At 54.6% G+C, this 17,993-nt stretch carries 19 protein-coding genes and 1 other annotated feature; of the genes, 8 read left to right on the forward strand and 11 right to left on the reverse strand.

Annotated features, from left to right (window positions below):
• Positions 1-46 precede the first annotated feature (46 nt).
• Complete coding sequence (locus RTU33_RS12430) at positions 47-1,051, reverse strand: NAD-dependent epimerase (RefSeq protein WP_312627735.1); 1,005 nt, start codon at positions 1,049-1,051, stop codon at positions 47-49.
• A gap of 238 nt (positions 1,052-1,289) precedes the next feature.
• On the opposite strand from RTU33_RS12430, the gene wzzB reads away from it, so the two are divergent.
• Complete coding sequence (wzzB, locus tag RTU33_RS12435) at positions 1,290-2,294, forward strand: LPS O-antigen chain length determinant protein WzzB (protein ID WP_312627737.1); 1,005 nt, start codon at positions 1,290-1,292, stop codon at positions 2,292-2,294.
• A 63-nt stretch (positions 2,295-2,357) separates the two neighbouring features.
• Here the strand turns inward: wzzB and hisIE are convergent, their stop codons facing one another.
• The 9 genes from hisIE to hisL form a co-directional block, all read right to left on the reverse strand.
• Complete coding sequence (hisIE, locus tag RTU33_RS12440) at positions 2,358-2,954, reverse strand: bifunctional phosphoribosyl-AMP cyclohydrolase/phosphoribosyl-ATP diphosphatase HisIE (protein WP_312627739.1); 597 nt, start codon at positions 2,952-2,954, stop codon at positions 2,358-2,360.
• Positions 2,951-3,724 carry an imidazole glycerol phosphate synthase subunit HisF gene (hisF, locus tag RTU33_RS12445; RefSeq protein WP_312627741.1) on the reverse strand — a complete coding sequence of 258 codons (774 nt, stop codon included), beginning with the start codon at positions 3,722-3,724 and terminating at the stop codon, positions 2,951-2,953. Before hisF ends, hisIE begins: the two co-directional genes overlap by 4 nt.
• Positions 3,706-4,443, reverse strand: a complete 738-nt coding sequence (gene hisA, locus RTU33_RS12450; RefSeq protein ID WP_312627743.1) for a 1-(5-phosphoribosyl)-5-[(5-phosphoribosylamino)methylideneamino]imidazole-4-carboxamide isomerase — start codon at positions 4,441-4,443, stop codon at positions 3,706-3,708. The genes hisF and hisA overlap by 19 nt, the downstream gene beginning before the upstream one ends.
• Positions 4,443-5,033: an imidazole glycerol phosphate synthase subunit HisH gene (gene hisH / locus RTU33_RS12455; protein ID WP_312627745.1), complete on the reverse strand. Its 591-nt coding sequence runs from the start codon at positions 5,031-5,033 to the stop codon at positions 4,443-4,445. Before hisH ends, hisA begins: the two co-directional genes overlap by 1 nt.
• Positions 5,033-6,100 (reverse strand): bifunctional histidinol-phosphatase/imidazoleglycerol-phosphate dehydratase HisB, encoded by a 1,068-nt coding sequence (hisB, locus tag RTU33_RS12460; RefSeq protein WP_312627747.1) that lies wholly within the window; start codon positions 6,098-6,100, stop codon positions 5,033-5,035. Before hisB ends, hisH begins: the two co-directional genes overlap by 1 nt.
• Entirely contained in the window at positions 6,097-7,158 is a 1,062-nt protein-coding gene (hisC, locus tag RTU33_RS12465) for a histidinol-phosphate transaminase (RefSeq protein ID WP_312627749.1), read from the reverse strand. Before hisC ends, hisB begins: the two co-directional genes overlap by 4 nt.
• Positions 7,155-8,459 (reverse strand): histidinol dehydrogenase, encoded by a 1,305-nt coding sequence (hisD, locus tag RTU33_RS12470; RefSeq protein WP_312627751.1) that lies wholly within the window; start codon positions 8,457-8,459, stop codon positions 7,155-7,157. The genes hisC and hisD overlap by 4 nt, the downstream gene beginning before the upstream one ends.
• Positions 8,460-8,554: 95 nt before the next feature.
• Positions 8,555-9,454, reverse strand: coding sequence for an ATP phosphoribosyltransferase (gene hisG, locus RTU33_RS12475; RefSeq protein WP_312627753.1), 900 nt, complete (start codon positions 9,452-9,454; stop codon positions 8,555-8,557).
• Positions 9,455-9,499: 45 nt separating this feature from the next.
• Positions 9,500-9,623: a sequence feature (His leader region), on the reverse strand.
• Positions 9,599-9,649 carry a his operon leader peptide gene (gene hisL / locus RTU33_RS12480; RefSeq protein WP_001364200.1) on the reverse strand — a complete coding sequence of 17 codons (51 nt, stop codon included), beginning with the start codon at positions 9,647-9,649 and terminating at the stop codon, positions 9,599-9,601. Its footprint overlaps the feature before it by 25 nt.
• A gap of 176 nt (positions 9,650-9,825) precedes the next feature.
• Here hisL and RTU33_RS12485 point away from each other — a divergent pair, with 176 nt between their 5' ends.
• The 4 genes from RTU33_RS12485 to RTU33_RS12500 all read left to right on the forward strand — a co-directional run bounded on the left by RTU33_RS12485 (position 9,826) and on the right by RTU33_RS12500 (position 13,243).
• Positions 9,826-10,644 (forward strand): SDR family oxidoreductase, encoded by an 819-nt coding sequence (locus RTU33_RS12485; RefSeq protein ID WP_312627755.1) that lies wholly within the window; start codon positions 9,826-9,828, stop codon positions 10,642-10,644.
• Between the two features lie 38 nt (positions 10,645-10,682).
• Entirely contained in the window at positions 10,683-11,600 is a 918-nt protein-coding gene (locus RTU33_RS12490) for a LysR family transcriptional regulator (RefSeq protein ID WP_312627757.1), read from the forward strand.
• A gap of 232 nt (positions 11,601-11,832) precedes the next feature.
• On the forward strand, positions 11,833-11,895 hold the full coding sequence (gene yoeI / locus RTU33_RS12495; protein WP_101706264.1) for a membrane protein YoeI: 63 nt from the start codon (positions 11,833-11,835) through the stop codon (positions 11,893-11,895).
• A complete protein-coding gene (locus RTU33_RS12500; RefSeq protein WP_312627759.1) occupies positions 11,885-13,243 on the forward strand; it encodes an APC family permease in 1,359 nt (452 codons plus the stop codon). The genes yoeI and RTU33_RS12500 overlap by 11 nt, the downstream gene beginning before the upstream one ends.
• A gap of 63 nt (positions 13,244-13,306) precedes the next feature.
• On the opposite strand, the gene sbcB is transcribed toward RTU33_RS12500, so the two are convergent.
• Complete coding sequence (gene sbcB / locus RTU33_RS12505) at positions 13,307-14,731, reverse strand: exodeoxyribonuclease I (RefSeq protein ID WP_312627761.1); 1,425 nt, start codon at positions 14,729-14,731, stop codon at positions 13,307-13,309.
• A gap of 186 nt (positions 14,732-14,917) precedes the next feature.
• Here sbcB and dacD point away from each other — a divergent pair, with 186 nt between their 5' ends.
• The 3 genes from dacD to RTU33_RS12520 all read left to right on the forward strand — a co-directional run bounded on the left by dacD (position 14,918) and on the right by RTU33_RS12520 (position 17,847).
• Entirely contained in the window at positions 14,918-16,084 is a 1,167-nt protein-coding gene (gene dacD / locus RTU33_RS12510) for a serine-type D-Ala-D-Ala carboxypeptidase DacD (protein WP_312627791.1), read from the forward strand.
• A 129-nt stretch (positions 16,085-16,213) separates the two neighbouring features.
• Complete coding sequence (gene sbmC / locus RTU33_RS12515) at positions 16,214-16,687, forward strand: DNA gyrase inhibitor SbmC (protein WP_312627763.1); 474 nt, start codon at positions 16,214-16,216, stop codon at positions 16,685-16,687.
• A gap of 101 nt (positions 16,688-16,788) precedes the next feature.
• On the forward strand, positions 16,789-17,847 hold the full coding sequence (locus RTU33_RS12520) for an FUSC family protein (protein ID WP_312627765.1): 1,059 nt from the start codon (positions 16,789-16,791) through the stop codon (positions 17,845-17,847).
• Positions 17,848-17,993 lie beyond the last annotated feature (146 nt).

The raw sequence follows: 17,993 nt of genomic DNA on the forward strand, positions 1-17,993 counted from the left end.
GGATGCATAAAAAAAGGCCCTCAGTGAGGGCCTTTCGCTTTTTTGATCAGACGTTGTAAAAACTGCGATACCAGTCAACGAAGTTTTTCACGCCGTCTTTCACTGAGGTTTCCGGCTTAAAGCCAGTGACGGCTTGCAGAGGCTGCGTATCGGCGCTGGTTTCCAGCACGTCGCCAGGCTGAATCGGCATCATATTCTTGTCTGCTTCAATGCCCAGCGCCTCTTCCAGCGCGGTGATGTAATCCATTAGCTCAACCGGCGAGCTGTTGCCGATGTTGTAGACGCGATACGGTGCTGAGCTGGTTGCCGGGGAACCTGTTTCAACCGTCCAGTCCGGGTCGGCCTGCGGGATCACATCCTGTAAACGAACAATTGCCTCTGCAATATCATCGATATAGGTGAAGTCACGCTTCATCTTGCCGTAGTTGTAGACGTCAATAGGCTTGTTCTCGAGCATAGCTTTGGTGAACTTGAACAACGCCATGTCCGGACGGCCCCACGGGCCATAGACGGTAAAGAAACGCAGGCCGGTGGTCGGCAGACCGTACAGGTGAGCATAAGTGTGCGACATCAGCTCATTGGCTTTCTTGGTGGCGGCATACAGCGACACCGGGTGATCAACTGAATCATCGGTTGAGAACGGCATTTTACGATTCAGGCCGTAAACCGAGCTGGATGAAGCATACAGCAGGTGCTGAACCTTGTTATGACGACAGCCTTCCAGCACGTTTAAGTGGCCAGTCAGGTTTGAATCGGCATAAGCGTGTGGGTTTTCCAGCGAGTAACGCACGCCAGCCTGAGCTGCAAGGTGAATGACGCGGTCAAATTTCTCGTTGGCAAACAGGGTTGCCATGGCATCACGGTCGGCAAGATCGATTTTATGGAAGCTGAAACCCGGCTTTTGCAGCAGATCGAGACGCGCTTGTTTCAGATTGACGTCATAGTAGTCGTTGAGATTATCGATCCCGACAACCTGATGACCCGCCTGCAGCAGACGTTCACTGACGTGGAAGCCGATAAAACCGGCCGCACCGGTAACCAGGTATTTCATTATTATTCCTCAAGTACTGACCAGAAAATCGCCACATCGCGTCTGGTATAACTGAAAGCAAAATCATACCGTTAGCGAATGCAAAAAGATAATCGTTATCTACAATTAGCGTAGCCCGTTTTTTCGGTTAGTATCGTCGCGTTCGGGCATTATTCTTATAGAAATTCTTAAGGACACAGGTAGACTATCTCGCCTTGTGGGCTTTTCTGAAGTTTTCTTTGATGCAGTTAAGGTTGGTATGACTCAGGACAATTATAAAAGCAGTACCGGTCACAGCAGCGAGCCGGAGCAAATTGATCTTATTGATTTGATTGTGCAAATTTGGCGTGGGAAGGTCACCATCATCGTATGTGTGATTGTCGCCATTTTGCTTGCCGTGGGTTACATCATGGTTGCTAAGGAGAAATGGACCTCCACAGCACTGGTCACACAGCCTGATTCAGGGATGGTTTCAAGCTACGCCAATGCCATGAATATTCTTTATGGCAACAGCGCGCCGTCGATTGGGGCGATCCAGCAGGATTTTATCACCCGTTTCAACTCCTCATTCTCCGCACTTTCCGAGAACCTTGACAACCAGGAAGAGCCTGAGAAGCTGAACATTGAGACAGCCGTTAAGGGGCAGAGTCTTCCACTACGCGTGTCTTACACCGCACATACGGCAGAAGAGGCACAGCAGACCCTGGCAAAATATATCCAACAAGTTGATGAGGACGTCGCCAAAGCCGTTGAGGGCGACCTCAAATCCAACATTGGCTCCCGTAAGAACGATCTGGAGCAGTCGCTGACCACTCAGGAAAAAGTGGCGACGGAGCAAAAAGCGCTGCGTATTGCCCAGATTAGCCAGGCGTTAACCATCGCTGAGCAATCTAAAATCAAGCTGCCGCAGGTTCAGCAGGCCGATCAGGTTTCACAGGACACCATGTTTATGCTGGGCAGTGATGCGCTGAGCGCAATGGTGAAAAACGAAGCGACGCGCCCGCTGACTTTCCCGGACAGCTACTACCAGACGCGTCAGACGCTGCTGGATGTGGAAAATCTGATGAGCGGCGGTAAAGACGATGAACCAAAGGTGTCAAATATTCATGCCTATCGCTACGTTATGAAACCAACGCTGCCGATCCGTCGTGACAGCCCGAAACGTGCGATTATCCTTGTCCTTTCCGTGCTGCTGGGCGGTATGGTGGGCGCTGGCATCGTGCTGGGCCGCAACGCACTGCGTAACTATCAGCCGAAAGCATAAGACAGCGCTGGCAATAAAAAACCGGGCATCAGCTGAGCCCGGTTTTTTTACATCTGTTGAAAGCTATTGATGACGCTTACGCAGGTTCTCAATCACCGTGGTCAAATCCAGCTCCTGATCCTGGAGCAGTACCAGCAGGTGATACATAAGGTCAGATGCTTCATTAGTCAGCTCATGACGATCGTTAACCGTTGCCGCTAAAGCTGTTTCCACGCCTTCCTCACCCACTTTTTGCGCGATGCGTTTAGTCCCACTGGCATATAGCTTCGCCGTGTAGGAACTGGCAGGATCGGCCGTTTTACGGGCTGCCAGAAGCTGTTCCAACTGATACAGGAACAGCCACTGGTGAGCGGTTTCGCCGAAGCAGCTTGAGGTGCCTTTGTGGCAGGTCGGGCCAATGGGATTGACCAGCACCAGCAGCGTGTCGTTATCGCAGTCCGGGGTGATACTCACGACGTTCAGAAAGTTGCCGGAAGTTTCCCCTTTGGTCCATAAGCGCTGCTTAGTGCGGGAGTAAAAGGTCACTTTGCCGCTCTCCTGCGTTTTCGCCAGCGCCTCCTGATTCATATAGCCCAGCATCAGAACTTCACCAGATACCGCGTGTTGTACGATAGCAGGCATCAGTCCGTTGGTTTTTTCCCAGTCCAGTTGTTCCGTCATACTCTGATCTCCACGCCCTGAGCCGCCAGGTACGCTTTTAATTCGCCAATATTAATGATTTGCTTGTGGAAGACGGAGGCGGCCAGTGCGCCATCAACGTCTGCATCACGGAAGGCCTCGAGGAAGTGCTCCATCGTGCCTGCGCCGCCGGACGCAATCAGAGGGACATGACAGACTTCGCGCACTTTTTTCAGCTGCGCCAGATCGTAGCCGTTACGCACGCCGTCCTGGTTCATCATGTTCAGTACTATTTCACCCGCGCCACGCTTTTGTACTTCCTGCACCCAGTCAAGGGTTTCCCACTTTGTCACCCGGGTGCGGCTTTCGTCGCCGGTATATTGGTTTACGTGATACTTCCCGCTTTCTGCATCGAACCAGGTATCAATTCCCACGACGATGCACTGTACGCCAAAGCGATCGGCAAGCCTGGTAATCAGTTCAGGTTCGGCCAGGGCAGGGGAGTTAACCGAGATTTTGTCGGCGCCGAAAGAGAGGATTTTTGCTGCGTCGTCAACAGACTTAATCCCACCCGCCACGCAGAAAGGAATATCAATGACTTCTGCTACGCGCGATACCCAGCTTTTGTCGACAACACGGCCATCGCTGGAGGCGGTAATGTCATAGAACACCAGCTCGTCTGCGCCTTCCTCGGCATAGCGTTTCGCCAGCGGGACGATATCGCCGATGATTTCGTGGTTGCGGAACTGAACGCCTTTCACCACCTGACCATCACGCACGTCCAGGCAAGGTATTATCCGTTTTGCCAGCATTCGATAGCCTCCGTTACGTTGAATTTTCCTTCCAGCAGCGCGCGTCCGACAATCACGCCGCGCACGCCGGTCCCGCGCAGGGCGGCAATATCGTTTAAATCGCCGATGCCGCCGGAGGACTGAAACGCAACCTGCGGATAGCGGGCGCAAACTTCGTCGTACAGCGATACGTTTGAACCCGCGAGGGTGCCGTCACGGGAAATGTCGGTACAAAGCACGTGCTGCAGGCCCACCGTAAGATAAATTTCGACCAGCTCTTCCAGCGTCACGCCGGAGTTTTCCTGCCATCCGCTGACCGCAACCTGCTTTGTCCCTTGCTCATCAATGCGCACATCGAGCGCCAGCACCAGCTTTTCCGCGCCGAAGCGCTCAAACCAGCCTTTGACGATTTCGGGCGACTTCACGGCGGTCGAGCCGATCACCACGCGAGCCACGCCCGCATCCAACAACGCAGCTACGTCTTCTTCAGTGCGAATTCCCCCGCCAACCTGCACCGGAACGTCAACGCCTGCAGCAAGACTTTTGAGCAGTGAGATCTGACGCTTTGCCGGATCTTTCGCACCCGTGAGGTCAACGAGGTGCAATATCTGTGCGCCCTGCGCGGCGTATTCCTGCAGGCGCGGCAGCGGATCGTTACCGTAGTCGCGCTGCTGGCCATAATCGCCCTGGTGAAGACGGACAACGGTGCCGTCAATTAAATCTAATGCCGGAATGATCATCACATCTCCAGGAAGTTTTTCAGCAGCTGCGCGCCAGCGGCGCCGGAGCGCTCCGGATGAAACTGCACGCCAAAGAAATTATCTTTCTGCACTGCGGCAGTGAACGGTTCGCCATAGTTGCACTGGGCGATCGTCCATGGATTAACCGGCATTGCATAGCTGTGCACGAAATAAAAATATGCGCCATCTTCAATGCCGCGGAACAGGCGGTCTCCCGCTTTTGGATAGACGCGGTTCCAGCCCATGTGCGGCAACGGCAGGCCGAAATCGGTCATTTTCGGCACGTCCTGTTCAATGATGTTGAGCATATCGACGCCGTTTGATTCATCACTGCGGCGCGCCAACAGCTGCATGCCGAGGCAAATCCCCAGCACTGGCTGAGTGCAGGCTTTGATCAGGTCGATCAATTCGCGCTCGCGAATTTGATCCATTGCTGCCTGAGCCGTGCCGACGCCGGGCAGAAAAAGTTTATCGGCGCGCAGCACAACATCCGGATCACGACTCACCTCAGGTTCATAACCGTGACGGGTAATGGCTGATTTCACCGAGTTAAGGTTCGCGCAGCCGGTATCAAGGATAACGACGTTCATCACAGCACTCCTTTCGAGGAAGGAAGCGTGTCGCCCTCGACGCGGATCGCCTGGCGTAAGGTGCGGCCAAAGGCTTTGAACAGGCTTTCCACACGGTGATGATCGTTTTTGCCTTTCGTTTTCAGGTGCAGCGTCACGCCCATGGTGTAGGAAAGCGAGCGGAAGAAGTGCTCGATCATTTCGGTGCTGAGGTCGCCGACGCGCTGATAGGTGAACTCTGCGCGGTATTCGAGGTGCGGCCGACCGGAGATGTCCAGCGCGCAGCGGGCCAGACACTCGTCCATCGGCAGCACAAAGCCGAAGCGGTTGATGCCGCGCTTGTCGCCCAGCGCCAGCTTCAGCGCTTCACCCAGCGCAAGGCCTGTATCTTCTACCGTGTGGTGATCGTCAATATAGAGATCGCCTTTGACGGTGATTTCCATGCGGAATCCGCCATGGGTGGCAATCTGATCGAGCATATGGTCGAAAAAGCCGACGCCGGTGTTGATTTTGCTGCCGCCTTCGCGGTCGAGCCATACCTTGACGTCGATCTGTGTTTCGCGCGTGCTGCGCTCTACATGCGAATAGCGGTCGCGTTTCGTCAGCTGTTCGGTGATTTTCAGCCAGTTGAGGTCGTCGCGACTGTAGCGTAGGCCGGTGATGCCCATGTTGCCGGCAAGCGTAACGTCCGTTGCACGATCGCCGATTACGTAGCTGTTTGCGGTATCCATTACGCCGTCGTTCAGCCATGCGGCAACCATTTTGGTTTTCGGCTTGCGGCACTCGCAGTTGTCCGTTTCAAAGTGCGGGCAAATCAGCACGTCTTCGAATGTCACGCCCTGGGAGGTGAACACCTGCATCATCAGGTTATGCGGGCCGTCAAAATCCGCCTGCGGGAAACTGTCGGTACCGAGTCCGTCCTGGTTGGTGATCATCACCAGCTTATAGCCCGCTTTTTGCAGCTTCAGCAGGGAAGGAATCACTTCAGCCTCAAACGCCAGTTTGTCGAACCGATCAACCTGATAATCACTCGGCGGCTCGCTAATCAGGGTGCCGTCACGATCGATAAAGAGGAACTTCTGGGTCATACTTTCTCCGCACGAAGGGCGTCAATGACGCGCTGACTCTCATCGCGGGTGCCGATGGTGATGCGCAGGCAGCCGCTTAAGGAAGGTTGTTTGTTCTGGTCCCGCAAGATAATGCCCTGATCCCACAGAGATTTGAAGACCGCGCTTGAGGCGGTGATTCGCGCCAGAATGTAGTTCGTTTCCGAATCGAAAACCTGCTCCACGCATGGGATCTCGCGCAGCTGGCTGACAAGGTACTGACGCTCTTCAAGGATTTGCGCCACGCGATCGCGCATGGCGTTGATGCCCTGCGGGCTCAGCGCCTGAGCGGCAATATCGGCCACCGGAGTGGAGAGCGGGTAGGGCGCAATCACTTTCAGCAGCAACGCAATCACCTCTTCATTTGCCAGGGTAAAACCACAGCGCAGCCCGGCGAGGGCAAAAGCTTTAGAGAGCGTGCGCAGCACGACTAAATGCGGGTACTCAGCAAGCCAGCCGGTAAGCGTCGCCTGCGGACAAAACTCAATGTAAGCCTCATCGGCCACCACAATGGCTTTGCCGCGCGTCATTTCCAGCAGAACGCGAATGTCCTGCGGATTGATGATCTGCCCGGTTGGGTTATTCGGGCTGCACACATAGACGATTTTTACACCGTCGAGCTTGTCGCTAATGGCCTGCAAATCGAGCTGCCAGTTTTCCAGCGCCGGGACGGTGCGGTACTCCACGCCAAAGGTTTCGGCGCTGACGCTGTACATGCCGTAGGTCGGCGGGCAGAACAGAATGGCGTCTTTACCCGGCTCGCAAAACGCGCGAATCAACAGCTCGATGCCTTCATCAGCGCCACGGCTGACCAGCACCTGCTCCGGTTTCAGCCCTGCGTACTGCGCGTAATTTTCAATTACCGCTTTCGGCTGGCACTCCGGATAGCGGTTTAACGTTTGCTGTGAAAGATCAAACGCCACCGCCGTCGGAAATTCGTTAGCGTTCAGCCAGACATCGCCTTTGCCGCCGAGACGACGGGCGGACTGATAGGGCGTCAGATCGCGGACGTTTTTGCGGGCTAACTCTTCAATGCTCATTTCATCTCCTTGAGGGCGGCAACGCGCAGGGTGACGGCGTTCTTATGGGCGGTCAGGCGTTCTGCTGCGGCCAGCGTTTCAATGGTGGAAGCCAGAGCGGCAAAGCCCTCTTTTGAGAGTTCCTGCACCGTCATGCGTTTCTGGAAGTCTGCCAGACCGAGGCTCGAACAGGTGGCTGTGTAACCGTAGGTCGGGAGCACATGGTTGGTGCCGGAGGCGTAATCACCTGCTGATTCCGGTGACCAGTCGCCTAAAAAGACGGAGCCGGCGCTGGTGATGCCATCAACGAGCGAACGCGCATCGCGAGTTTGTATGATCAGGTGCTCGGGGCCGTACTGGTTAGAGATTGCCACGCACTGGGCTAAATCGCGGGCGACGATCAGACGGCTTGCAGAGAGCGCCTGGCGTGCAGTTTCTGCGCGAGGCAGTTCAGCAAGCTGACGTTCAACAGCGACTGCGACCCTGGACGCCATATCGGTATCCGGCGTCAGCAAAATGACCTGCGAATCCGGCCCGTGCTCCGCCTGCGAAAGTAAATCCGAAGCCACGAAATCCGGCGTTGCGCCGCTGTCGGCAATGACCAGCACTTCCGAAGGCCCGGCTGGCATATCAATGGCGGCTCCATCAAGGCGCTGGCTGACCTGACGTTTGGCTTCGGTGACAAAAGCGTTGCCCGGGCCAAAGATTTTGTCGACTTTCGGCACGGATTCGGTGCCCAGCGCCAGTGCGGCAATGGCCTGTGCACCGCCGACGTTGAAAATATCCTGTACGCCACACAGTTTTGCCGCATAGAGGATCTCATCGGCAATGGGGGGCGGCGAGCACAGCACCACTTTTTGGCAGCCCGCGATGCGCGCTGGCGTCGCGAGCATTAATACCGTTGAGAATAGCGGGGCAGAGCCGCCTGGGATATACAGGCCGACGGAGGCAATTGGACGCGTGACCTGCTGGCATCGCACGCCAGGCAACGTTTCCACGTCGACGGTTTGCAGCTTCTGTGCAACGTGGAAGGTCTCCACATTTTTTACGGCGACTGCCATTGCTTGCTTCAGTTCATCACTCAGACGGCTGCTGGCCGCTTCGATTTCCTGTTTGCTGACTTTCAGGGCCGCAACGTCGGTTTTATCAAATTTTGCACTGTATTCACGCAGTGCCGCATCGCCGTTGGCTTTGACGTTGTTGAGGATCTCCGCCACGGTGCTGCTGATGCTTTCTGAGGCCGAAATAGCCGGGCGCATCAGCAGATCGCGCTGCTGCTCAGGGCTGATACTGTTCCAGTCGATAATGGTATTGAAGCTCATATCACTTTCCTTTTTCCGGATGCGTGTCGCTTATCCGGCCTGCAAGACCCGTAGGCCCGGTTTGCCTCTGCGCCACCGGGCACCGTCACCTGGAGTTACTCCATCATCTTCTCAATCGGCAGCACCAGAATGGAGCTCGCGCCGAGCGCTTTCAGTTTTTCCATCGTCTCCCAGAACAGGGTTTCGCTGCTGACCATGTGCATTGCCACGCGCTGCTGATCGCCTGCCAACGGCAGAATTGTTGGACGCTCGGCACCCGGTAGCAGGGCAACGACTTCTTCCAGGCGCTCGGTTGGCGCGTGCATCATGATGTATTTCGATTCGCGAGCCTGGATCACGCCCTGGATACGAGTCAGCAGTTTGTCGATCAGCTGCTGTTTGACTTCCGGCATCTCGCCGTCGCGCTGAATCAGACAGGCTTTGGAGCGATAAATCACTTCAACTTCGCGCAGGCCGTTGGCTTCAAGCGTTGCGCCCGTAGAAACGAGATCGCAGATGGCATCTGCCAGGCCTGCACGTGGAGCAACTTCTACAGAGCCGTTTAGCAGACAGGATTTGAACGAGATACCTTTCTGGTCAAGGTAGCGCTTCAGCAGGTGTGGATAAGAGGTCGCGATACGTTTGCCGTCAAGCGCAGCCGGGCCGTCCCAGGCTTCGTCAGCCGGGGTGGCAAGCGACAGGCGGCAGCCGCCGAAATCCAGACGACGCAGGGTGAAATAGCGCGGATCGTCACCCTGGGCACGGCGGCTCAGCAGCTCTTCTTCCAGCACGTTTTCACCGATGATGCCGAGGTCAACCACGCCATCCATCACCAGGCCGGGGATATCGTCGTCACGCACGCGCAGAATATCGATTGGCATGTTTTCTGCCAGCGCAATCAGGCGCTGGGTGTGCAGATTGATTTTTATGCCGCAGCGGGCCAGCAATTCGCGTGAATCATCGCTTAAGCGGCCAGATTTCTGCATAGCTATGCGTAAACGGCTCTTGTCTGTCATTTTCTTATCCTCGTATCCCGTCTCAATCACTGAAAAACTGCGCCCAAAAAAAAGCCCCCGGAAGTGCGATCTTCCGGGGGCTTTCTCTTGCGTTCTGCACCACTGGAAGATCTAACCGTCTTCCAGCACACATCGCCTGAAAGACTAGTCAGGGTGATGGTGATGATGGTGGTGTTTAAATTGAACGCGTGTCATAAATTTCTCGTTGAATGCTTATGCATTTGATGCCTTTTAAGCTAAACCAGTTCATCAGCTGAATGCAAGGCCTTTTTTTCATCATTAATTCATTTCATCTTCGCCAGATAAATTGTCAGTTGGCAAGGGCTGGCGTAGCCTTATTAGAGGAATGCGAACATGTCAGGAGAACGCAGATGAAAAAGGTCGCCATCGTGGGATTGGGCTGGCTGGGTATGCCGCTGGCGCTGTCATTAACGGCCCGGGGCTGGCAGGTGGCCGGCAGTAAAACGACTGAGGATGGGGTTGAGGCCGCGCGGATGTGTGGCATTGAGAGCTACATGCTGCGTCTGGAGCCTGAGCTGATCTGTGATGCCGACGATCTGGACGCGCTGATGAACGTTGATGCGCTGGTGATTACGCTCCCCGCCCGACGTAGCGGACCGGGAGAGGAATTTTATCTGCGTGCGGTGCAGGAAATTGTTGATAGCGCTCTGGCGTATCATATTCCGCGCATCGTCTTTACCAGCTCAACGTCCGTATACGGAAAAGGGCAGGGGGCGATTAAAGAGACTGCGTCTCGCGAGCCGATTACTTCAAGCGGCAGGGTGCTAAAAGAGCTGGAAGACTGGCTGCATAATCTTCCGGGCACGTCAGTGGATATTTTACGGCTCGCGGGTCTGGTCGGCCCGGGCCGCCATCCGGGTCGGTTCTTTGCCGGGAAATCCGCGCCGGACGGTCAGCAGGGCGTTAACCTGGTGCATCTTGAGGATGTCATTTCTGCGATTGCGCTCCTGCTTCAGGCACCGAAAGGCGGTCATATCTATAATCTCTGTGCGCCAGGCCATCCTTCGCGCTCAACCTTCTATCCGCAGATGGCGCGCGAATTGGGGCTTGAACCGCCGGTGTTCAGCGACAGCGCTGAGAAAGGACGCATTATTGATGGCAACCGCATTTGTTCAGAACTGGGGTTTGAATATCAGTACCCCGATCCGCTGGTGATGCCGCTGGAATAACGCTCCCGCGGTGACATCGCGTACCGTAAGGAGCGACGATGAAACCATTGCTGGAAGTCCTCATCATCCTTGATGCGCTTGATAAAGAAGGGAGTTTTGCTGCGGCCTCGGCAAAGCTCTTTAAAACGCCGTCGGCGCTGAGCTACACCATTCATAAGCTGGAAAGTGACCTCAATATTCAACTGCTTGACCGCAGCGGCCACCGGGCGACGTTCACGCGCACCGGTAAAATGCTTCTGGAGAAAGGACGGGAGGTGCTGCATACCGTACGTGAGCTGGAAAAGCAGGCCATCAAGCTGCATGAAGGCTGGGAGAACGATCTGGTGATCGGCGTGGATGATACCTTTCCTTTCTCTTTACTGGCTCCTCTCATTGAACGGTTCTATGAAAACCACAATGTAACCCGACTCAAGTTTATCAATGGCGTGCTCGGCGGTTCCTGGGAAGCGCTGATTCAGGGACGTGCGGATATTGTCGTCGGTGCGTTACACGATCCTCCACCGCTCAGCGATTTTGGTTTTGCTCCGCTTGGGGAGCTGGAGCAGATTTTCGTCGTGGCGCCGCATCATCCGTTGGCCTCTGAGGTTGAGCCTTTAAATCGCAAAATCATCAAACGCCACCGGGCAATTGTGGTGGGAGATGGCACCACGCCTGACTGCCCGGCATTTCAGCAGCTGCTTGACGACCAGGAAGCGATCACCGTTTTTGACTTTAAAACCAAGCTGGAGCTCCAAATTAGCGGGCTGGGCTGCGGCTATTTGCCGCGCTATCTGGCCCAGCGTTTTATTGAAAGCGGAGCGCTGGTGGAAAAGCAGGTTACGGCTCATATGCCGTTTGATGCAGTGTGGATGGGGTGGAATGAACAAACTGCGGGCCTTGCCAGCCGCTGGTGGAGGGATGCGGTTTTAGCAAATAGTGCTATCGCTGCCGTGTACCAGCGCGGCAGCGATGAATAATCAGACAGTTAGCGCAGAGAATTGTCTGGAGTGCCATGCATTCTCTTGTGTTTATGTGTGGAAAGGGGCAAAATGCGCGCCAGCAAAAAATGAGACTAACCGACGCAACTTTGAGGCGTCGGTTATTTTTTTGCTTTCGAGACACACTCATACAAAACAAGAGGCCGGGCTTCGTACCGGATAGATACTTACCTAAAAATCGACAGTTGTTGTCGCCGAGGAAATCCAAAAAATGGGGCAATTTTTTGCTTACGCGACGGTTTTCACCGTAAAGGGGAATGACCATGTCGCATAACGTTACTCCAAACACCTCTCGCGTGGAATTACGTAAATCGCTTACGTTGATTCCGGTTGTTATGATGGGTCTTGCCTATATGCAGCCTATGACGCTGTTCGATACTTTCGGTATCGTATCAGGACTGACCGACGGTCACGTCCCGACAGCCTATGCATTCGCTCTGATAGCCATCCTGTTTACCGCATTAAGCTACGGTAAGCTGGTTCGCCGCTATCCGTCCGCAGGTTCCGCCTATACCTATGCCCAGAAATCCATTAGCCCGACGGTTGGCTTTATGGTGGGCTGGTCTTCGCTGCTTGATTATCTGTTCATGCCGATGATCAACATTCTGCTGGCAAAAATTTACTTTGAAGCGCTGGTGCCTTCGGTGCCGTCGTGGATCTTTGTTGTTGCGCTGGTGGCCTTTATGACTATCTCTAACCTGCGCAGCATTAAAACCGTGGCTAACTTCAACACCCTGATTGTGGTGCTGCAGATGGGTATCGTTGCTGTCATTGTCGGCATGATCATCTGGGGCGTTTACAACGGTGTGGGTGCCGGTACGCTGGCAAGCAGCCGTCCGTTCTGGTCTGATGGTGCACATGTCACTCCGATGATTACCGGCGCGACGATTCTGTGCTTCTCGTTCCTGGGCTTCGACGGTATCTCTTCTCTGTCTGAAGAAACCAAAGATGCTGAACGCGTTATCCCGAAAGCGATTTTCCTGACGGCGCTGATTGGCGGCCTGGTATTTATCGTTGCGTCTTACTTCCTGCAACTGTACTTCCCGGACATCTCGCGCTTTAAGGATCCGGATGCGTCACAGCCTGAAATCATGCTGTACGTGGCTGGTAAAACCTTCCAGTGGGGCGTGCTGATCTTCTCCAGCGTGACCGTTCTGGCTTCCGGTATGGCGGCACACGCAGGCGTTTCCCGTCTGATGTACGTGATGGGCCGTGATGGCGTCTTCCCGAAAAGCTTCTTCGGCTACGTGCATCCGAAATGGCGTACCCCGGCATGGAACGTGCTGCTGGTAGGCGCTATTGCACTGCTGGCGATTAAATTTGACCTGGTTACCGCCACGGCGCTGATCAACTTCGGTGCGCTGGTGGCCTTCACCTTCGTTAACCTGTCGGTGATCTCCCAGTTCTGGATCCGCGAGAAGCGTAACAAAACGCTGAAAGACCACTTCCACTACCTGGTTCTGCCGGTATGTGGCGCGCTGACCGTGGGCGCATTGTGGATTAACCTGGAAGAGAGCTCGATGGTACTCGGTCTGATTTGGGGCGCGCTGGGCCTGATTTACCTGGCCTGCGTGACCAAAAGCTTCCGCAACCCGGTTCCTCAGTACGAAGATATCGCTTAATTTTGTTAAGCAATAAAAAACCGGAGACAGTGTCTCCGGTTTTTTTATGTCTGCAATTCAGCCTCAGACGATCTCTTGTGCGTACTGATACAGCGCTTTTAACAGGGCAAGCTTCTCATTGTCGTTTGCATGCTGGGCGTACAGCGCTTCAAGTTCCTGGGCGTAAGCCTGTAAGTATTCCGGTGTGAACACATTACGGCGGTGCTGTAGCCAGCGCTGCTGTTCTGCTTCGTCCAGAGTGCCCGGGAAGTTTCGGGCACGATAGTTAAACAGCAGTTTTTCGATGCGCTTATCGGCAAACGTCAGATCCAGCGCAGGCAGATTACGCGGTTCCGTTTCCAGCAGGATTTTCAGCGCGGCGCGGTCTGCATCGCTGAAGAAGCCGTTATAGAGCTGGGCGTCGACGTTTTCTGAGGGAACGAATGGCTCGGCTTCGGCGAAAATCGCCACGACTTTGTCACGCACTTGTGGATTTTCGCGCAGCACTTTGAGGTTATCCAGGCACTGCTGGCGGTTAATACCAAGGCGATCCGCATCTTCCGGACGTAGCGTATTGGCCTGCGCCAGGATCGGGCATTTATTCAGATGCACCAGCTTAACGGGAACGGCTACCAGCTCGCCCAGCTCGGCTTTTGGCGTGTATAAGCGCTCGCGAAGCTCATCGGCGCTCAGCTCCAGCAGCGGAGAAATATCGCCCGCCAGATCCACCATTATTACTGCGTTCTTGTTCTCCGGATGCCACGCAAGCGGTGCGACCCAGCTGGTATTGCCCCGCCAGGCACCGAACATGCCTGAAATATGCACCAGCGGCTTCATTTGCGGCACGTCTATCAGCGTTGCAAGCTTGTTTTTGCCTCGGTAGCTGTAGAGGTAATCAAACAGGCGAGGCTGCTGCGTTTTGACGAGCTTCGCCATCGCTATCGTCGCGTAAACATCCGCCATCGCATCGTGCGCATTGCTGTGCTCAATGCCGTTGGCTTTGGTCAGGTGCTCCAGGCGGAAACTCGGCAGGCCATCGTCATTCTCGGGCCAGTTGATACCTTCCGGGCGCAGTGCGTAGCAGGCACGCATTACATCAAGCAGATCCCAGCGGGAATTATGATTTTGCCAGCTCCAGGCATAGGGATCGTAAAAGTTGCGGTAGAAGATATTACGGGTGACTTCATCGTCAAATCGTACGTTGTTATACCCGACCACGCAGGTTTTCGGCACGGTAAACAGATCGTGGATTCGACGGGCAAACTCGGCTTCGTTTTCGCCCTTCGCCAGCGCTTCCTGCGGCGTAATGCCGGTGATCATTACCGCCTGAGGCTGCGGCAGGTAATCGTCGGCGGGCTTGCAGTAAAACACCTCGGGCTCGCCGATGATGTTGAAATCAGCGTCGGTACGAATGGCCGCAAATTGTGCGGGTCTGTCCAGCTGTGGGCTGGTGCCGAAGGTTTCGTAATCGTGAAACAGGAAGCCGGCTTGCGATGGCGTGTCTTGCATAGTAATCAGTAACCCGTGTGCGCATTAGCCCGTCATGGTAAACGATTTGCCCTCTCATCAGAAGCATACACACGAGCCGTGCGGCCTTGCTCGCAGGAAATGTCATATTTCCTTGCAATTTAACGCTGTCAGTAAAGCGTAACTGCCGTAAAAAGAACGGGAATACGAGAAATTGAGGATATGCTGTTGAAAGGCCGTTTGTTTATTGCTGTTTCTTTGCTCGCTTCGGGCATTTCCTGCGCAGTTGCCGCAGATTACATTCCCGCACCCGTTCAACCTCCAGCTATTCAGGCTGCGGCCTGGGTTCTGATGGATTACACCACCGGCCAGGTTCTGACCGCCGGTAACGAACATCAGCAGCGCAATCCAGCGAGCCTGACCAAGCTAATGACTGGCTATGTGGTCGATCGCGCGATTGACAGCCACCGTATCAGCCCGGATGACATGGTTACCGTGGGCCGCGATGCGTGGGCGAAAGGAAATCCCGTCTTTGACGGATCGTCCCTGATGTTTCTGAAGGAGGGCGACAGGCTGAGCGTTCACGACTTAAGTCGTGGCCTGATCGTCGATTCAGGAAACGATGCCTGCGTGGCGCTGGCGGATTATGTCGCAGGCGGACAGCCGCAGTTCGTCAATATGATGAATAGCTACGTGCAAAAACTCGGCCTGAAGGACACGCATTTTGAAACCGTACACGGTCTGGATGCGCCGGGTCAGCACAGTTCGGCCTACGATTTGGCTGTGCTTTCCCGCGCCATCATTCACGGTGAGCCTGATTTCTACCACATGTATAGCGAAAAAAGCCTGACGTGGAACGGCATCACTCAAAACAACCGTAACGGGCTGCTGTGGGATAAAACCCTCAACGTCGACGGGCTGAAAACGGGCCATACTGCCAGCGCTGGCTTTAACCTCATTGCTTCTGCCGTGGACGGCAATCGCCGCCTGATTGCCGTGGTGATGGGCGCGGCAAGCTCCAAAGGCCGAGAAGATCAGGCGCGTAAATTGCTGCACTGGGGCCAGCAGAATTTCGACACGGTCGAGGTGCTGAAAAATGGCAAGCAGGTGGGCGTAGAGCGTATCTGGTACGGGGACAAAGAGCAGGTGAGTCTTGGCACCGATCAGGATTTCTGGCTGTCGCTGCCGAAATCCGAAGTGCCGAACATTAAGGCGAAATACGTACTCGACAAAAAAGAGCTGGATGCACCGATCGCGGCCCATCAGCGCGTAGGTGAAATTGAACTGTACGACGGCAATAAAATTATTGCCCACTGGCCGCTGGTGACGCTGGAAAGCGTTGGCAAAGGCGGCATGTTCTCCCGCTTCAGCGACTGGTTGCATCACAAAGCCTGATCCTCTCTGAACGCTCCCATCCGGGGGCGTTTTACTTTTATGTTCTGTGAAATATCGCACATACTCCATCAGATGTGTTTGCTAGATTTTATATGTATATTTATCCAGTAAATCGTTAGCGGAGGCAGTATGGATTACAGCATCACTCAGCAGCAAAAACGCGTAGTGGCCGGTTTTCACATGGTCGGTCCGTGGGAGCAGACCGTAAAGCAGGGCTTCGAACAGCTGGCAATGTGGGTTAGCGGGCAAAAGATCCCGGCGAAAGAGTGGGTGGCCGTTTATTACGATAATCCTGACGAAGTCCCGGCCGAAAAGTTGCGCTGTGATACCGTTGTCACAGTAGTGGATGGGTTCACGCCGCCAGCTAACAGTGAAGGGGTGATCGTCACTGAAGTGGAGGCAGGGCTGTACGCCAAAGCGTCGGCGCGCGTGATCGATCATGACTTCTCCACGCCATGGTATCAGTTCTTCAACAGCGTATTGCAGGATAAAGACCATGAGCTGGACGCGAAGCCATGCTTCGAACTGTACCTCAACGACGGCAATCAGGACGGCCACTGGGATATCGAAATGTATGTCCCTGTTAAAAAACGCCGCGTTTAAGGTAAAAATACCTGCTGTCTGAAAGGTTATTTCTACATTCGTGATGCCAGCGGCAGAAAAACAGATACAATTGTGTTTTCTGCCCAGGCCGGAGAGCGGATGTGCGCGCCGATAAATCACTGAGTCCTTTTGAAATTCGTCTCTACCGCCACTACCGTGTTGTTCACGGTGTGCGAATTGCTCTTGCGTTTATTCTGACCTTCCTGTTAATCCGGTTGTTTGACGTCCCTGAAGGCACCTGGCCGCTCATTACGCTGGTTGTTCTTATGGGGCCCATTTCCTTCTGGGGAAATGTGGTGCCACGTGCGTTCGAACGTATCGGCGGTACAATCCTTGGATCGGCGATGGGGCTCGTCGCGCTGAAGCTCGAACTGATGTCCCTGCCGTTAATGTTGCTATGGTGCGCGGCAGCGATGTTTCTCTGCGGCTGGCTGGCGCTCGGTAAGAAACCGTATCAGGCGCTGCTTATCGGCATCACGCTTTCAGTGGTTGTCGGGGCACCTGCAGGTGATATGCACACCGCGCTGTGGCGAAGCGGCGATGTGATCATTGGTTCGCTTCTGGCGATGCTGTTCACGGGGATCTGGCCGCAGCGGGCTTTCCTGCACTGGCGTATCCAGATGGCTGGCTACGTAACGGAGCTTAACCGCCTCTATCAGACCGGCTTTTCTCCCAATTTGCTGGAGCGCCCGCGCCTGGAGCGGCGGATGCAAAAAACGCTAAACGAAGTCGTCAAGATGCGTGGCCTTATCTCTCCCGCCAGTAAAGAAACCCATATCCAGAAAGCCATTTTTGAAGGGATCCAGACCGTCAACCGCAATCTGGTCTGTATGCTGGAGCTGCAAATCAACGCGTACTGGGCCTCGCGCGGCAGCCATTATGTGATGCTCAATGCACATACCTTGCGAGACATGCAGCAGATGACGCAGCAAACACTGCTCACCATTGCGCATGCGCTATACGAAGGCAATCCGCAGCCTATTCTTGCCAATAACGAAAAGCTCAATGACATCGTCGCTGAGCTGCGCCAGCTGGTGAATGATTATAAGGGCGAGAATTTATCGGAAACCCCAATGCATGGCTACGTCTGGTTGAGCATGGAGCTGGCGCGCCAGCTGGAATTGCTGTCGCATCTGATTTGCCGGGCATTGCGTAAATAACGCCCGGATGGTCACGCTTTACCGGATGGTTGTTTCGATTCAGCTCGGTTTAGGGTTATGATTAAGCCAGAGCAAAAACCATTGTCATTCACGGTCGCCAGCAGTTATGTTTACCTGTAGCGGCTGTTTTACGAATCCGAATCTCA

Source organism: Scandinavium sp., assembly GCF_032012665.1.
GTDB lineage: Bacteria > Pseudomonadota > Gammaproteobacteria > Enterobacterales > Enterobacteriaceae > Scandinavium.

Bases quoted from the DNA above. Each gene is read 5' to 3' on its own strand.
- RTU33_RS12500 (WP_312627759.1), top strand. From the start codon at position 11,885: ATGTCGCATAACGTTACTCCAAACACCTCTCGCGTGGAATTACGTAAA.
- hisIE (WP_312627739.1), bottom strand. From the start codon at position 2,954: ATGACGGAACAACTGGACTGGGAAAAAACCAACGGACTGATGCCTGCT.
- hisC (WP_312627749.1), bottom strand. From the start codon at position 7,158: ATGAGCATTGAAGAGTTAGCCCGCAAAAACGTCCGCGATCTGACGCCC.
- sbmC (WP_312627763.1), top strand. From the start codon at position 16,214: ATGGATTACAGCATCACTCAGCAGCAAAAACGCGTAGTGGCCGGTTTT.
- RTU33_RS12490 (WP_312627757.1), top strand. From the start codon at position 10,683: ATGAAACCATTGCTGGAAGTCCTCATCATCCTTGATGCGCTTGATAAA.
- RTU33_RS12485 (WP_312627755.1), top strand. From the start codon at position 9,826: ATGAAAAAGGTCGCCATCGTGGGATTGGGCTGGCTGGGTATGCCGCTG.
- wzzB (WP_312627737.1), top strand. From the start codon at position 1,290: ATGACTCAGGACAATTATAAAAGCAGTACCGGTCACAGCAGCGAGCCG.
- hisH (WP_312627745.1), bottom strand. From the start codon at position 5,033: ATGAACGTCGTTATCCTTGATACCGGCTGCGCGAACCTTAACTCGGTG.
- hisF (WP_312627741.1), bottom strand. From the start codon at position 3,724: ATGCTGGCAAAACGGATAATACCTTGCCTGGACGTGCGTGATGGTCAG.
- hisG (WP_312627753.1), bottom strand. From the start codon at position 9,454: ATGACAGACAAGAGCCGTTTACGCATAGCTATGCAGAAATCTGGCCGC.
- hisA (WP_312627743.1), bottom strand. From the start codon at position 4,443: ATGATCATTCCGGCATTAGATTTAATTGACGGCACCGTTGTCCGTCTT.
- RTU33_RS12430 (WP_312627735.1), bottom strand. From the start codon at position 1,051: ATGAAATACCTGGTTACCGGTGCGGCCGGTTTTATCGGCTTCCACGTC.
- hisD (WP_312627751.1), bottom strand. From the start codon at position 8,459: ATGAGCTTCAATACCATTATCGACTGGAACAGTATCAGCCCTGAGCAG.
- sbcB (WP_312627761.1), bottom strand. From the start codon at position 14,731: ATGCAAGACACGCCATCGCAAGCCGGCTTCCTGTTTCACGATTACGAA.
- hisB (WP_312627747.1), bottom strand. From the start codon at position 6,100: ATGACCCAGAAGTTCCTCTTTATCGATCGTGACGGCACCCTGATTAGC.